Source organism: Rhodococcus sp. W8901, assembly GCF_013348805.1.
In the GTDB taxonomy this organism is placed as follows: domain Bacteria; phylum Actinomycetota; class Actinomycetes; order Mycobacteriales; family Mycobacteriaceae; genus Prescottella.
On the sequence record NZ_CP054690.1, the window covers coordinates 4,687,261 to 4,702,045 of the forward strand.

The window sequence follows — 14,785 nt, forward strand, 5'->3', positions numbered from 1 at the left end:
AGTCAATGCGGGGAGATCCCCCTGATGGAGACCGAGGTCAGTTGCCCCGCAGCAGACGCAGTTCGCGGATCGCTTCCTTGAGCTCGTCGACGTCGCGCTGCAGGTCGGCCAGCTCCGAGACGTTCACCGCATCCACCGCATCCACCGCATCGACGGCGGCCGCGGTGCCCGCAGCCCCCGCCGAGGCCACCGCAGCCCGCTCCGCAACCTCCGACGAGCGGACCGGGCCCGGGGCGGCCTTGGCCGACGCCGAACCGGCGGGCCCGCCGGCGGCGAAGCCGTCGAGGAACACCGCGATCAGGTCGTGGCGCAACCGCTCGGCATCCTGCGCCAGCGAGGCGCGGTTGAATCGCACCGTGGACCACACGGATTCGCGGAGCATGCGATGGAAATGCCGGGGGTCGATGTCGGTGCGGAACTCTCCGGACTCCACGCCGAACGCGATGGCCTCGGCCCAGTAGTTGTGGGCGCGGCGCACCGCGGTGGAGATCGGACTGTCCGCCGGCTGCGACGACAGCGCGCTCTCGTTCTGGTAGATCTCCGTGGCGAACGGGTGGTCGGCGGCGGCCTCGAACGAGACCGCGACCATGTGGTCGAGGCGCTCACGTCCGGTCTCGCCTGGAACCATCGCCGCCTCGTAGCGTTCGTTGAGGTCGTCGACGAACGCGATCACGATCTCGAAGACGATCGCGTCCTTGGAGCCGAAGTAGTGGTAGAGGCTGCCGGAGAGGATGCCGACCTCGTCGGCGATGTCCCGTACGGTGGTTCCCGCGACGCCACGCTCGCTGAACAGCTTCGCCGCGTGGAACAGAATCTCTTCCCGTCGGGTCGATGCCACCTGACGTCTCCCCTCTTCGCGGCACGGATGCAGTCCTCATCCGACACCGATCGAACGCTTGCTTGACGCCGGTATGGTACACGGCCGGTCGTATTGCCGAACAGATCCGACCGGCGATGTTAGCTTTTTCCTACCGAGCAGTAACCGAGGGTGGGGTTGGGCGGTCACGATGATCAGTGCAGGTGAGCGGCGGGGACTGGAAGAGCAGCTGACGGGTCGTCGGGTGCTCATCACCGGCGCGGCCCGCGGCATCGGGGCGTCCCTGGCCCGGCGGCTGCACGGGCGCGGCGCCCGCGTCGCACTCCTGGGCCTGGAACCCGAACTCCTCGAACAGGTCGCGACCATGTGCGGCGGGGCGCCGTGGCGGGTCTGCGACGTCCGCGACCGCGAGCAGATGGAGGCGTCCGTCGCCGCGCTCGTCGACGAGCTGGGCGGACTGGACGTCGTCGTCGTCAACGCCGGTGTCGCGGCGCAACTCCCCCTGCTCGGCGGCGATCCCGCCGTCATGGACCGGACCGTCGAGGTCAATCTGCTGGGCGCGTACAACACGGTGCGTGCCGCCGGCCCGCACGTCGCGCATCCCGGCGGGTATGCCCTGTTGGTGGCATCCGCCGCCGCCGGCGTGCAACTGCCGATGATGGGCGCGTACGCGGCCTCGAAGGCGGCGGTGGAGGCGCTCGGCAACACGCTGCGGATCGAGACGCGACACCTCGGGATGCGGGTCGGCGTCGCGTATCTCGCCGAGATCGACACCGACATGACGGCGATCGGGTTCGGCACCGAGGCCGCCCGCAGCGTCGGACAGCTGGGTCCGTTCACCCGCGTGGTGCCTCTGTCGGTGGCGGTCGACGCGTTCGAGCGCGGCATCGCCGGGCGTCGCCGCCGCGTCTACGCGCCGCGTTGGGTGGCGACGACGATGCGGCTTCGTATGCTCGTCCAGAGATTGATCGAACTGCGCCCCCAGCCGCGGATCGCGCAGGCCCTGGACATGGCCCGCACCGAGCACGCACGGCTGACCACCGAACTACCGGACCGAGCCGGGGAGGCCGAGTGACCGCATACGACGAGAAGACGGGCAAGAACACCGCACCGCGGGTACCGCCGGGACGGTTCCGGGAACTCGGGCCGGCCAACTGGGCGGTGTGGCGAGTCCTGTCGCTCGGCTCCGGCACGAAGGACGCCAAGCTCTTCAGCACCCTCGGCCGCACCGGCGGGCTGTTCCGCGGCTGGCTGCACTACTCGGGTGTCCTGATGCTGCTGCCCGGCACCAAACTGTCGCGGTTCGAGATCGAGTTGGTGGTGCTGCGCGTCGCACACCTGCGGGAGTCCCGGTACGAGATGGATCACCACATCCGGCTCGGCCGCAAGGCCGGGATCACCCCGCAGATCCTCGACCGCATCCTCGTCGGCCCCACCGACCCGGACTGGTCGCCGCGGTACCGAGCAATGCTCGCGGCCACAGATCAGCTCCTGACCAGCAAGAACCTGGACGAGCCGACCTGGGCGGCGCTGGCCGCGCACCTCGACGACCGCCGGCTCGTCGAGTTCTGTCTGCTCGTGACGCAGTACGACGGCCTGGCCACCACGATCGACGCCCTGCGGATCCAACCAGACTTCTGACCACCCGACCGGTGGCACACTGGTGTCCGTGGACCCTGAGCAACTACGGACCGATTTCTCCCGCTTCATGATGTCGTACCGATTCGGTATCGCTCAGCTGATGACGAGGGTCAAGGTTCTCGAGGACGAGTTCACCCACATCAATCGATACAACCCCATCGAGCACGTCACGTCCCGCGTCAAGACGCCGGAGAGCATCATCCGCAAGGCGCAGCGCATCGAGTGCCCGCTCACCCTCGACGACGTCCGCGCGAACATCCTCGACATCGCGGGGGTGCGGATCACGTGCAGCTTCATCTCCGACACCTACCGGATCGCCGACATGATCACGAGCCAGCCGGACATCGAGGTGCGCGAGGTCGAGGACTACATCGCCAACCCCAAGCCCAACGGCTACAAGAGCCTGCATCTCATCGTCGAGGTGCCGGTGTATCTGAGCGACCGGGTGCAGACGGTTCCGATCGAACTTCAGATCCGCACGATCGCGATGGATTTCTGGGCCAGCCTCGAGCACAAGATCTACTACAAGTTCAACCGCGAGGTGCCGGCCGAACTGCTCGCCGAGCTCACCGAGGCCGCCGAGACCGCGCACCGGCTCGACGTGAAGATGGAACGGCTCAACGACGAGTTCGCCAACCTCCGGGCCCAGCAGGGTGTCGCCGACGAGCCCCCGGAGCTGACCGTGCCGCCACAGTTGCTCGACGCACTCGATCTGCGACTGCAGAACTAGCGTCCGCCCTACGGCAGCGGCCGGACGACTCGACAGGGGTTCCCGGCGGCGAAGACGTGTGCCGGCACATCCTTGGTCACGACACTCCCGGCGCCGATCACCGTGTTGTCGCCGATCGTCACACCGGGGCACACGATGACACCGCCTCCCATCCAGACGTTGTTGCCGATCGTGATGGGTGCCGCGGTCTCCCAACGCTGTCGACGCGCCTCATGGTCTGCCATCGGGTGCAGCGCGGTCAGGAGCTGCGCTCGGGGACCGATCGAGACGTCGTCGCCGATCGTGATCGGTGCGCAGTCCATCAGAATCGCGTCGTAGTTGAGGAAGCTGTTCGATCCGATGCGGATGTAGGTCCCGTAGTCGCACTGGAACCGCGGCATGATCCACGATCCCTCGCCCACTCCCCCGAGGAGCTCGTCCAACAGGTCACGACGCACCGCGTCGTCGTCCGCCAGGGTCGCGTTGAACCGATCGAGGAGTCGTTGACAGGACTTGCGGCTCTCGACCAGGTCGATGTCGTTGTCCCGGTACAGGTCTCCCCGCAGCATTCGTTCACGCTGTTCGCTCATGGTGGCCGACGGTACCGATCGCGACTGCGACCGGCGGACGAAACTCCCGTCGGGCTCACAGATCCGCGGCCGCGGCAAGCCGCTGACCTCCCGTTGTGATGATTCCGACGATGGTCGCGAACTCGATTGCCGCGGGCCCGCGGACGCCGGTAACGTCGCCCCGTTCGGCCGTGACAGTCGTCCGTGCCCCGATCCGGTAGGAACCGCATGTCCCAAGACGTCCAGGTGACCTCGAGTCCCGACGCACCCCTCAGCAGCAATCCGACTGACAACCCCAATCACGAGCGCCGTTGGCTCGTGCTGTGCATCGTCGCGCTGGCGCAGCTGACCGTCGTCCTCGACGGCACGATCGTCAGCATCGCACTGCCCGACGCCCAGAAGGAACTGGGCATCAGCAACCTCGACCGCCAGTGGGTCGTCACCGGCTACGCGCTCGCGTTCGGCGCGCTGCTGCTCCTGGGCGGACGCATCGCCGACTACTGGGGTCGCAAGCGTTCGTTCATGGTCGGCATGGCCGGCTTCGCGGTGGCGTCGGCCGTCGGCGGTTTCGCGCAGAACGGGATGCAGCTGTTCGCCGCGCGCGCCGGTCAGGGCGTCTTCGCGGCTCTCCTCGCGCCGGCCGCGCTGGCGATCCTCACCACGACGTTCGTCGGGGAGAAGGAACGCGCCAAGGCGTTCGCGGTGTTCGGTGCAATCTCCGGCGGCGGCGCCGCGATCGGCCTGCTGCTCGGCGGCGTGCTCACCCAGTACGTCGACTGGCGCTGGTGCCTGCTGGTGAACGTGCCCGTCGCGCTCTTCGCGATCGCGGTCACGCTGCCGATCGTCAAGGAGACCAAGGCGCACGGCGACACCAGCTACGACCTGCCGGGCACCGTCCTGGTCGCGATCGGCCTGGGCTCGCTGGTGTACGGCTTCACCAAGGCCGAGCACGGCTGGCTCGAGACCCAGACCCTGCTGTTCATCGGCATCGGCCTGGTCGCGCTCGTCGCGTTCGTACTGGTCGAGCGGCGCACCGCGAATCCGCTGCTGCCGCTGAGTGTTCCGTGGCACCGGGACCGCGGCGCCGCGTTCATCGGATCGGCGCTGGTGGGGTCTGCACTCCTCGGCGGCACGCTGTACCTCACGTTCTACCTGCAGATCGTGATGGGTCTGAGCCCGGTGATGGCAGGTGTCGGCTCGCTGCCCATGGCCGTCTTCATCGTCATCGCGTCCACCATTGCGGCTCAGCTCACCACCCGCATCGGCCCCAAGCCGCTGATGACCGTCGGCCCGCTGGTCGCGGCCGTCGGCCTGCTGATGCTCACCCAGATCGAGGTGCACACCTCGTACTGGACCCACGTGTTCCCCGGTCTGGCGATCTTCGGCTTCGGCCTGGGCCTGCTGATGGTGCCGATGCAGAACCTGGCGCTGCTCGGCGTCCCCAACCACGACGCCGGTGCCGCCAGCGCCCTGGCGAACGCGACGCTGCAGGTGGGTGGCGCGCTGGGCACGGCCCTGTTCACCACGGTGTACGCGTCCGCGAAGAGTGCGTTCCAGGCCGACAACCCGGCACCCACTCCGCCGCCCGGCTTCCCGGCCGACGCCATCCCGACGGACCTGTCGAACGCGACGCCGCTCACGCCCGAGCAGATCGCGGCCCTGCCGCAGCCCGCGCAGGACTTCGTCGGCAAGGTGATGGACTGGGTGTTCGGCACCGAGGTGTCGGGCTACGCGCACGCCTTCGGCTGGGCCGCTGTGCTGATCGCGATCATCAGCCCGCTGGTCGTGATCCTGGTGCGCGCCAAGAAGGGCGACCTGCCCACCGAGGGCGCCGTCGGGATGCACTGACCTCCCCGCCCCGAAGCTGAAGGGTCCCTTCACGCGCTGCCGGCGCGCGCGAAGGGACCCTTCAGCCGTTGAGCGGGCGGCTCAGAGCGCCGCGCGCAGCACGGTCTCGAGCGGGGTGGAGGCGCGGCCGATGAGCCGCTGCAGGTCGCCGCCGGTGACATCGAGGACACCGGTCGCGACGCCGGCGTCGGCGTCGGCGAGGACCGCCGCGACGGGCGCGGGCAGCCCGGCCGACTCGAGGATCCCCCGGTACTGCTCCACAGGCAGGTCCCGGTACTCGACGGGCTTGCCGGTGACGTCCGAGATGGCCCGGGCCAGTTCGGGATACGTCAGGTGCTCGTCGCCGCCGAGCTCGTACACCTTGCCGGCCTGGTTCTCGTCGGACGCGAGGACGGCCGCGGCGGCGTCGGCATAGTCGGCACGCGCGGCACCCGCGACCCGGCCGTCTCCCGCGCTGCCGGCGAGGACACCGCGCTCGGCGGTGCCGGCGAGATCGTTGGTGTAGTTCTCCCAGTACCAGCCGTTGCGGAGCAGCACGTGGTTCAGACCCGACTCGGCGAGCAGACGCTCGGTGACCTGATGCTCCTGCGCCAGCTGGAGCGTGTTGTTCGGCGCGTCCGGGATGGAGGTGTACGCGACGAGGCCGACACCGGCGGCCTTCGCCGCGTCGATGATGTTGATGTGTTGAGGCACGCGGCTGCCCACCTCGCTGCCCGAGATCAGCAGCAGCTTGTCGACGCCGGCGAGTGCGGTCTCGAGCGCGGCACGGTCGGCGTAGTCGGCGGTCCGGACCTGCACTCCCTGTCCGGCGAGTTCGGCGGCCTTGGCCGGATTACGGACGACGGCGACGACGTCGGACGCCGGGACGCCGCGGCGCAGAAGGGCGTCGATGGTCAGCCGGCCGAGGTGTCCGGTGGCGCCTGTGACGGCAATGGTCATGAGAACTCCCAGGGTTGAACCTTCAATGATTTGTTCACCCACCATGATGCACTTATTTTTCGTAAGTGCAAGCGTTTTTGTCAGCACTGAGGTTCGGGCTGGTAGTAACCTCGACGTCGTGAGTACCGCCGACCAGCCCTTCGACGACCCGACCCTCGAGGCCGACGTCTTCGCGCGCGGCTGCCATTCGCGCGGCGCACTGCTCAACGTCACCGGGCGGTGGGGAACGCTCGCGCTGGCCGCGCTCGCGGAGGGTCCGTACCGGTTCGGGGCCCTGCGCCGCCGGGTGGACGGGGTGAGCGAACGGATGCTGGCGCAGACGCTGCAACAGCTCGAGCGCGACGGCCTGGTACACCGGGAGGTACGCGAGACCATCCCCCCGAACGTCGAATACAGCCTCACCCCCCTGGGCGAGCAGATCGCCGAACGCCTCACCGGTCTCATCGATCTGCTCGAATCGCACTTGCCGGACATCACCGCGGCCCAGAATCGGTACGACGCGCGCTGATTCGACGACACTGAGCTCGAGACCAAGGGGTGGCCGATGCCGAGCCTGACCAGCAGGGCCATGCCGCTGGCGATCGCGCTGCTGGGCCGACGTCGCCCGAGCGCCGACGACATCTGCCGGGAGATCGCGGCGCTGCAGGCCCAGCCGAAGCCGTTCGCGCCCCCGTCGTCGCTGGGACGCACACTCGACGTCGCCGCCTCCACCTCGATGGCGGGCTGGCCGATGTTCACGGTGGCGCCGCGCGGCCGGGCGCCGTCGGCGCGGGTGCTGTATCTGCACGGCGGCGCCTACATCCGGGAGATCACCCGGCACCACTGGAAACTGGTGGGCCAGTTGGCGTCCGCGGGGGCGTCGGTGACGGTGCCGATCTACCCGCTCGCGCCGCGGGGGACAGCGGAGCACGTGGTGTCGGCGTCGGCGGACCTGGCCGAACTGCTCGCGGCGCGGGGCGAGCCGGTGATCGTGGCCGGCGACTCGGCGGGCGGCGGGCTCGCGTTGGCGGTCGCCCTCGCGCTGCGTGACCGCGGCGTGGATTCCCCCGCCCACACCGCGCTGATCTCCCCGTGGCTCGACGCGACCGGCTCGCACCCGGAGATCCTCGAGGTGGCGCCGCGGGACCCGTGGCTGCATCCGGACGGGCTCACCGTGGCCGCCGACGCCTACCGCGGCGACCTGGACCGCGACCATCCGTGGGTGAGCCCACTCGGCGGGGATCTCACCGGCCTCGGCCCGATCACGCTGTTCACCGGCACCCGCGACATCCTCAACGTCGACGCGCGACGCTTCGCCCCGCTCGCTGCGAACGCCGGGCTGTCACTGGACTTCCACGAGGAGCCGGAGATGATCCACGTCTACCCGCTGCTCCCGATCCCGGAGGGCAAGAAAGCCCGCACAATCCTGTGCGGGCTTCTCGCGGACTAGCTTCTGCGGCGGGTGAACCGTCAGAAGTTGATCATGTGGCCGGCGAGGCCGTGGATGGCCTCCTGCAGCGCCTCGCTGAGCGTGGGGTGCGTGTGCACGTTGCGCGCGAGCTCGTTGACCGTGAGGTCCCACTTCTGGGCCAGGGTCAGCTCGGGCAGCAGCTCGGAGACGTCGGGGCCGATGAGGTGGCCGCCCAGCAGCTCGCCGTACTTCTTGTCGGCGATCAGCTTGACGAAGCCGTTGGGATCGGCCAGGCCGTGCGCCTTGCCGTTCGCGGTGAACGGGAAGGTGGCGACCTTGACGTCGTAGCCCTCAGCCTTGGCCTGCGCCTCGGTGAGACCGAAGCTGGCGACCTGCGGCTGGCAGAACGTGGCGCGCGGCATCATCCGGTAGTCGCCCAGCTCCATCGTCTCGGCGTTGCCGATGGTCTCGGCGGCGACGACGCCCTGCGCCTCGGCGACGTGCGCGAGCTGCAGCTTGGCGGTGACGTCACCGATGGCGTAGACGCCGGGGACGTTGGTGCGCATGCGCTCGTCGATCGCGATGGCACCGCGCTCGAGCTGGACGCCGGTGTTCTCGAGGCCGAAGCCCTCGATCTGCGGGGCGAAGCCGATGGCCTGCAGGACCTTGTCGACGACGACGGTCTCGACCTGGTCGCTGCCGTTCTTGGCCATGGTGACGGTGACGCCGGCAGCGCCGTTGTCGGTGATCGTCTGGACCCCGGTGGAGGTCTTGATGTCGATCCCGTACTTCTTGTAGCGCTTGGCGATCTCCTTGGAGACGTCCTCGTCCTCGTTGGGCAGGGCCCGGTCGAGGAACTCGACGATGGTCACCTTGACGCCGTAGTTGTGCAGGACGTAGGCGAACTCCATGCCGATGGCGCCGGCACCGACGATGAGGATCGAGCCCGGCAGGTCCTTGGTGAGGATCTGCTCTTCGTAGGTGACGACGTTCTCGCTGAGCGAGGTGCCCGGCAGCAGCCGGGTCTTGGTGCCGGTGGCGATGATGACGTTGTCGAAGGTGACGGTGTCGGTGGACCCGTCGGCCTTGCTCACCACGATGGTCTTGGCGTCGGTGAAGCTGCCGCGACCCTCGTACTCGGTGATCTTGTTCTTCTTCATCAGGAAGTGAACGCCCTTGACGCGGCCGTCCGCGACCTGGCGGCTGCGGTCGAACGCAGCGCCGAAGTCGAAGGTCACGTCTCCCGAGATGCCGAAGGTCTTGGCATCGTTATGGAAGATGTGTGCCAGCTCCGCGTTGCGGAGGAGCGCCTTGGACGGGATGCAGCCCACGTTCAGGCAGACACCGCCCCAGTACTTCTCTTCGATGATGGCGGTCTTGAGGCCCAGTTGTGCCGCGCGGATAGCAGCGACGTACCCACCGGGACCGGCTCCGAGGACAACGACGTCATAGTGTGAGGTCACGAGGCCCTAGCCTAGTCCCGCCCCGAATCCGTGTCCCGGAATGGTGCTTACTCCGAAGTAAGTTCACTATCTGCGGGGGATGACCCCGAACACACCTGCGACCCCAGCCGCCGGTGGCGACTGGGGTCGAAGATGCGAATGCTCAGCTGAACGAGATAGCGCTCCCGAGGTCCCCGATGGTGCTTCCGCCGAAGACACTGCCCCGGCTGAGGCTCAGGAGAACGTCGAGCAGGCCCGACATGGAACCCGTGGCCGCCCCGGCCAGCGAGCCGAGGTCGATTGCGTCCAGATTCATTGCAGTCGCCTTTCTTGGTTCTCTCGGAACTTCAGCGTCAGCTGAGGTTGGTGACCGAACCGAAGTTCACGATGTTGCCGATGAAGAGGGTGATGGCGGAGAGGATCTGCTCGAGGTTCATTCTGTTTCCTTACTTTCGTGGTGGTTGTGTGACAGCTAGTGCGACGAACTAGCTGATGTCGGTGACCGAGCCGGCGTTCACAACGTTGCCGATGAAGCCGGTGATCAGGGCGATGATCTGCTCGAGGTTCATTCTCAGTGCCTTTCGAGGGAGTTTGTGTCTTGCATTGTGATTGGTGCGTGATCTTGTTCAGATCGGGGTTGGGACTTCGCCGGCGCCGGGGGACCCCGCTACCCCGGACCTTCGAACTCCCAAGACAACCCGCCCATTGCGACTCCGTCGGCGGCGCGGCCGTGGTGTGCCGCCCCTCCTGGCGTCTGGCCGGGAAGACGATCGCTTTTATTCGACCGTGATCGAAAGATAAACTAGGAGGCATCGTTCTGTACGCGTTTTCGTTACCTCATCTGGTCAGCCGTCCAGGATGTCTGAAAATTCACCCCCCCGGTCACCCCCCGGGCGTGCCAGGTCCAGGACGTCCGCCAGCTGCGGTCACGTCGTAATCCGATCAGCTCCGAGCCGCCGTCCGACCCGCCACCGGTCCACCGACAAGGCCGCTGGCAGGCACTTCGGGAGCGACCGCTCGTCGTCGCGCAGAGCACGTCGCAGTACCGATCACAATGGACCCATGACGCACTCCCCTTCCACGCCCGAGCCGGCCGACGACCCAAACCTGTGGCTCGAGGACGTCACCGGCGACGACGCACTCTCGTGGGTCCGCGAACACAACGACAAGACCGTCGCCGAATTCTCCGGCACCACCGAATTCGAGCAACTTGAATCAAACATTCGATCAATTCTCGACACCGATGCGCGCATTCCGTATTCCCGCCGACGCGGCGAGTACCTCTACAACTTCTGGCGCGACGCCGAACACGTCCGTGGCCTGTGGCGCCGCACGACGATGGACCGATACCGCAGCGACACAACGGAATGGGAGATCCTCGTCGATGTCGACGAACTCGCCGCGCGAGAGGGTGAGAACTGGGTGTGGTCCGGTGCGCAGGTGCTGCGGCCCGAACAGAACCTGGCACTGATCAGTCTGTCCCGCGGCGGCGCCGACGCCGTCGTCGTCCGCGAATTCGACCTCACCACCCTCGCCTTCGACGACACCGCCGACGGATTCCGGGTGGAGGAGGCCAAGACCGACATCGGGTGGATCGACGCCGAGCGCGTCTACGTCGGAACCGACTTCGGTGACAGAACCCTCACCGATTCCGGCTACCCCCGCCTCGCGAAGCGGTGGCACCGCGGCACCCCCCTGGCCGACGCCGTCACGATCTTCGAGGGTGAGCAGTCCGACGTCGCGATCTCCGCGTGGCACGACAGCACGCCGGGATTCGAGCGCAGCTTCGTCGAGCGGGCGATCGACTTCTACACGTCGCAGCGCTTCCAGGTGCGCGGCGACGACACCCTCGTCCGCATCGACACCCCCGAGGACGCGCGGATCTCGGCGTACCGGGAGTGGCTGCTGATCCGTACCCGCTCCGAGTGGACCGTCGGCGATGTCACCTACCCGGCCGGCGCACTACTGGCCGCGAAGTACGACGACTATCTCGCCGGCTCGCGTGAGCTCACCACGCTGTTCCTGCCCGACGACCACACGTCGCTCGAGCAGTACGCATGGACGCGGCACCACCTGCTGATGGTGACGCTCTCCGACGTCCAGTCGCACGTGTACGTGCTCACCCCGGGCGAGAGCGGTTGGGTGAACACCCCGCTCGAAGGTCTCCCAGAGCTCACGTCCACTGAGATCATCGACACCGACCCGCGCGAGAGTGACGACTTCTTCCTCAACTCCAGCGGCTATCTCACCCCTGCCACCCTGTTCTCCGGCACCGTCGGCAGCCCGCTCGAGGCCCTCAAGTCGGCGCCCGCGTTCTTCGATCCCACCGGACTGACTGTCGCGCAGCACTTCGCCGAGTCCGCCGACGGCACCCGCATCCCCTACTTCGTGGTGCGCCGCGACGGGACGCCCGCCGGCCCGACACTGCTGTACGGCTACGGCGGCTTCGAGAACTCCATGACACCCGGCTACAGCGGCATCAACGGCACCGCGTGGCTCCAGCGCGGTGGGACATACGTGGTCGCGAACATCCGAGGCGGCGGCGAGTACGGCCCGCAGTGGCACACCCAGGCGGTGCGCGACGGCCGGCACAAGGTGCACGAGGACTTCGCCGCGGTGGCCCGCGACCTCGTCGCTCGGGGCATCACCACCGCCGACCGGCTCGGCGCGCAGGGCGGCAGCAACGGCGGACTACTGATGGGCATCATGCTCACCAAGTACCCGGAGCTGTTCGGCGCCATCGTCTGTCAGGTGCCGTTGCTGGACATGAAGCGCTACCACCTGCTGCTCGCGGGCGCGTCGTGGATGGCCGAGTACGGCGACCCCGACAACCCGGACGACTGGGCCTTCATCTCCGAGTACTCGCCGTACCAGAACACCGAGGCCGACCGGTCGTACCCGCCGATCCTCATCGCCACCTCCACCCGCGACGATCGCGTCCATCCCGGGCACGCCCGCAAGATGACGGCCCGACTCGAGGCGGAGGGCCACGACGTCCACTACTACGAGAACATCGAGGGCGGACACGGCGGCGCCGCCGACAACGCGCAGGCCGCATTCAAGTCGGCCCTCACGTACACGTTCCTGTGGGACAGGCTTGCCCGATGACCTCCGAACGTTTCCCTTCCTCGGCTACCATGCGCCCGGAATCGAACAACCGGAAGTGAGCTGCCACATGAGATCCGACGCGATCACACGCCCGTCGCTGCGGCAACTGGGAGCAGGGGCCCTCGTCACCGCCACGGTCGTGGGCGCACTGCTGGGCGTCGCGCCGACCGCGACGGCCGGAGGCATTCCGAATCCGGCTGCGGCGCAGACGGATCCAGCGTCCGCCGATCGGTCCGACGGCGCCTACATCACCCGCATCGAGAACATCACCGATCGCTGGGTGCGGGTGTTCGTGTACTCCCCGGCGATGCAGTCCGAGCAGGAGGTGCAGGTGCTGTTGCCCCGCGATACCTCCGCGTCCCGGCCCACCCTGTACATGCTCGACGGACGGTCCGCCGCACCCGGAACGAGCAACTGGACCACACAGGGCAACGCGGTCGAGTTCTTCGAGGACAAGCCGGTGAACGTCGTCCTGACCACCGGCGGCCGCGCCAGCTACTTCACCGACTGGGACCAGCCCGACCCCGCCCTCGGCAACTACAAGTGGGAGACGTTCCTGACCGAGGAACTTCCCCCACTGATCGACGATCGGTTCGACGGCAACGGCATCCAGTCCATCGCCGGACTGTCGATGGGTGCGCAGTCCGCGATGATGCTCGCGATGCGGTCGCCCGGCCTGTACCGCGGAGTGGCCGCCTACAGCGGTTGCTACGAGACCACCGGTGATCTCGGCCAGACCCAGATGAGGCTCGTCGTCTCCAGCTACGGCGGCGACATCACGAACATGTGGGGCCCGTTCACCGATCCGAAGTGGGCCGAGCACGACGTCGTCATCAATGCCGAGAAGCTGCGTGGCACCACGATGTACGTCTCGACGGCCACCGGGCTGCCCGGCCCCAACGAGAACCTGGGCAACCCCGACCTGATCCCGCTCGTCACACAGGGCGGACCGATCGAGGCGGTCACCAACTTCTGTACCCACCAACTCGACGACCGGCTGCGTTCCCTCGGGATCCCGGCCACCTTCGTCTACAACCCGGTGGGAGTCCACACCTGGGCGTACTGGCGCGACGAACTACCCAAGTCGTGGCCGACGCTCGCAGCCTCGCTCGGGGTCTGAGCCGCCGCGACACTCCGAACACGAAGAAGGCGGCGACGGTGCGTATGCACCGTCGCCGCCTTCTCGACGTTCGAGAGCGAAACTCAGGCGCTGAGCGAGCTGAGCGAGGCGGTGTCGAGCGAGCCGGAGGCGCCGGTGCCAGAGGAGCTGGCCGTGCCGAGCGAGTTCAGAGCCTTCACGATCGAGGTGACGGCATTGAGGACGGTGAGGATCTCAGTCGAGCCCATGGAAAACTCCCTGCGGTTCTTGTGGTGTGGCGCCCCCGGAGCGAAAGCGCTGCGGTCAATATAACGGTCGGGACACGGCAACAGCACCACATTGACACATACCCGGGATGAAATATGAGGGTGAAATCAAGAGTGATCCCGAATCCACCGCGCGATCCGCTCGGAAGTGCTGTCCGGCGTCCGAATCCACCCGTTATGTCCCAGTTCTTCCGGCTGGTGCCAGGTCGTGACGTCGGAGCCGGACAGTTTGTCCAACAGGTTCTTCGAGGAACTGCGCGGCGCCAGTTCGTCACCCTCGATCGAAATGGACAGCACCGGCAGCTTCAATCGTCCGATACGTTCCTCGTAGTCGATATCCGACCCTGACGGTTCGATTCGTCCGGTGCGCGCGAAGCGTGACCAGTCCGAGATCAGCACCCGCGACTGCCGCCCGAACCCCCCGACGTCCAAGCGGTCGCCGGGCCAGAACCCGGCCACGCTCGCGGTGAGGGACATGGCCGTCGACCCCAGCAGCACACCCGGCGACCGGGTTCCGGGAAATCCCCGATAGTAGGGCGAACCGGACGCCACGAGGATCAGCCCGCCGAGGCGTCCCCGTATCCGCGCCGCATACATCACCCCGAGCTGCCCGCCCATGCTGTGGCCCAACAGGAACGGCGTGCTCTCGTCGAACCGCTCGCGCACCACCTCGAACATCGCCGGCAGATCGACCGCCACCAATTCCTGGTAACCGAACGTGCTCGACGCGCTCGGCCGCGGCCGACTGTCGCCCTGGCCCCGCAGCTCGCACGTCGCGGCGCAGAAGCCCTGCTCCACCAGAGAATTCGCAAACCGGTCGTAGAACGCGCCGGGAATGCCGAGACCCGGCACGATCACCACCACCGGCGCACCCTCCGGTCCGGGAAACAGCCGCACCGGCGTCGTCGTCCCGTCGGGCATCTGGATCGGCACGGTCTCCGCCACGAGTCCGAGCCT

The 14,785-nt window shown here is 67.6% G+C and carries 15 protein-coding genes; 8 read left to right on the forward strand and 7 right to left on the reverse strand.

What is annotated here, in order from left to right:
• Window positions 1–37: 37 nt before the first annotated feature.
• A complete protein-coding gene (locus HUN07_RS21925) occupies window positions 38–838 on the reverse strand; it encodes a TetR/AcrR family transcriptional regulator (protein WP_114718629.1) in 801 nt (266 codons plus the stop codon).
• 169 nt (window positions 839–1,007) lie between these two features.
• Between HUN07_RS21925 and HUN07_RS21930 the strand changes: the two genes are divergently transcribed.
• Genes HUN07_RS21930 through HUN07_RS21940 form a run of 3 tightly spaced genes read left to right on the forward strand, consistent with a single transcriptional unit; the run spans window position 1,008 to window position 3,188 of the window.
• Window positions 1,008–1,892 (forward strand): SDR family NAD(P)-dependent oxidoreductase, encoded by an 885-nt coding sequence (locus HUN07_RS21930; protein ID WP_174912744.1) that lies wholly within the window; start codon window positions 1,008–1,010, stop codon window positions 1,890–1,892.
• A complete protein-coding gene (locus HUN07_RS21935; RefSeq protein ID WP_174912747.1) occupies window positions 1,889–2,458 on the forward strand; it encodes a carboxymuconolactone decarboxylase family protein in 570 nt (189 codons plus the stop codon). Before HUN07_RS21930 ends, HUN07_RS21935 begins: the two co-directional genes overlap by 4 nt.
• 28 nt (window positions 2,459–2,486) lie before the next feature.
• Window positions 2,487–3,188, forward strand: a complete 702-nt coding sequence (locus HUN07_RS21940) for a GTP pyrophosphokinase (protein WP_114718953.1) — start codon at window positions 2,487–2,489, stop codon at window positions 3,186–3,188.
• Window positions 3,189–3,196: 8 nt separating this feature from the next.
• Here HUN07_RS21940 and HUN07_RS21945 read toward each other — a convergent pair whose 3' ends face one another.
• Entirely contained in the window at window positions 3,197–3,757 is a 561-nt protein-coding gene (locus tag HUN07_RS21945; protein WP_174912750.1) for a sugar O-acetyltransferase, read from the reverse strand.
• Between the two features lie 207 nt (window positions 3,758–3,964).
• Between HUN07_RS21945 and HUN07_RS21950 the strand changes: the two genes are divergently transcribed.
• On the forward strand, window positions 3,965–5,584 hold the full coding sequence (locus HUN07_RS21950) for an MFS transporter (protein WP_174912753.1): 1,620 nt from the start codon (window positions 3,965–3,967) through the stop codon (window positions 5,582–5,584).
• Window positions 5,585–5,665: 81 nt separating this feature from the next.
• On the opposite strand, the gene HUN07_RS21955 is transcribed toward HUN07_RS21950, so the two are convergent.
• Window positions 5,666–6,523 (reverse strand): SDR family oxidoreductase, encoded by an 858-nt coding sequence (locus HUN07_RS21955; protein WP_174912756.1) that lies wholly within the window; start codon window positions 6,521–6,523, stop codon window positions 5,666–5,668.
• 118 nt (window positions 6,524–6,641) lie between these two features.
• On the opposite strand from HUN07_RS21955, the gene HUN07_RS21960 reads away from it, so the two are divergent.
• The gene (locus HUN07_RS21960) at window positions 6,642–7,031 is read left to right on the forward strand and encodes a winged helix-turn-helix transcriptional regulator (RefSeq protein ID WP_114718623.1); all 390 of its coding nucleotides are present in this window, start codon (window positions 6,642–6,644) and stop codon (window positions 7,029–7,031) included.
• A gap of 36 nt (window positions 7,032–7,067) precedes the next feature.
• Window positions 7,068–7,952, forward strand: coding sequence for an alpha/beta hydrolase fold domain-containing protein (locus HUN07_RS21965; RefSeq protein WP_174912759.1), 885 nt, complete (start codon window positions 7,068–7,070; stop codon window positions 7,950–7,952).
• 20 nt (window positions 7,953–7,972) lie between these two features.
• Here HUN07_RS21965 and lpdA read toward each other — a convergent pair whose 3' ends face one another.
• Window positions 7,973–9,376 carry a dihydrolipoyl dehydrogenase gene (lpdA, locus tag HUN07_RS21970; RefSeq protein ID WP_174912762.1) on the reverse strand — a complete coding sequence of 468 codons (1,404 nt, stop codon included), beginning with the start codon at window positions 9,374–9,376 and terminating at the stop codon, window positions 7,973–7,975.
• A gap of 142 nt (window positions 9,377–9,518) precedes the next feature.
• Window positions 9,519–9,671 (reverse strand): hypothetical protein, encoded by a 153-nt coding sequence (locus tag HUN07_RS21975; protein WP_174912764.1) that lies wholly within the window; start codon window positions 9,669–9,671, stop codon window positions 9,519–9,521.
• 746 nt (window positions 9,672–10,417) lie between these two features.
• On the opposite strand from HUN07_RS21975, the gene HUN07_RS21980 reads away from it, so the two are divergent.
• On the forward strand, window positions 10,418–12,463 hold the full coding sequence (locus HUN07_RS21980; RefSeq protein ID WP_174912767.1) for a prolyl oligopeptidase family serine peptidase: 2,046 nt from the start codon (window positions 10,418–10,420) through the stop codon (window positions 12,461–12,463).
• A gap of 67 nt (window positions 12,464–12,530) precedes the next feature.
• Window positions 12,531–13,583, forward strand: a complete 1,053-nt coding sequence (locus tag HUN07_RS21985) for an alpha/beta hydrolase (RefSeq protein WP_174912770.1) — start codon at window positions 12,531–12,533, stop codon at window positions 13,581–13,583.
• Between the two features lie 83 nt (window positions 13,584–13,666).
• Here HUN07_RS21985 and HUN07_RS21990 read toward each other — a convergent pair whose 3' ends face one another.
• Together HUN07_RS21990 and HUN07_RS21995 are read right to left on the reverse strand one after the other, a co-directional pair.
• Window positions 13,667–13,810: a hypothetical protein gene (locus HUN07_RS21990; protein ID WP_174912773.1), complete on the reverse strand. Its 144-nt coding sequence runs from the start codon at window positions 13,808–13,810 to the stop codon at window positions 13,667–13,669.
• A 126-nt stretch (window positions 13,811–13,936) separates the two neighbouring features.
• Window positions 13,937–14,749 carry an alpha/beta hydrolase family protein gene (locus tag HUN07_RS21995; protein ID WP_114718952.1) on the reverse strand — a complete coding sequence of 271 codons (813 nt, stop codon included), beginning with the start codon at window positions 14,747–14,749 and terminating at the stop codon, window positions 13,937–13,939.
• Between the last annotated feature and the right edge of the window lie 36 nt (window positions 14,750–14,785).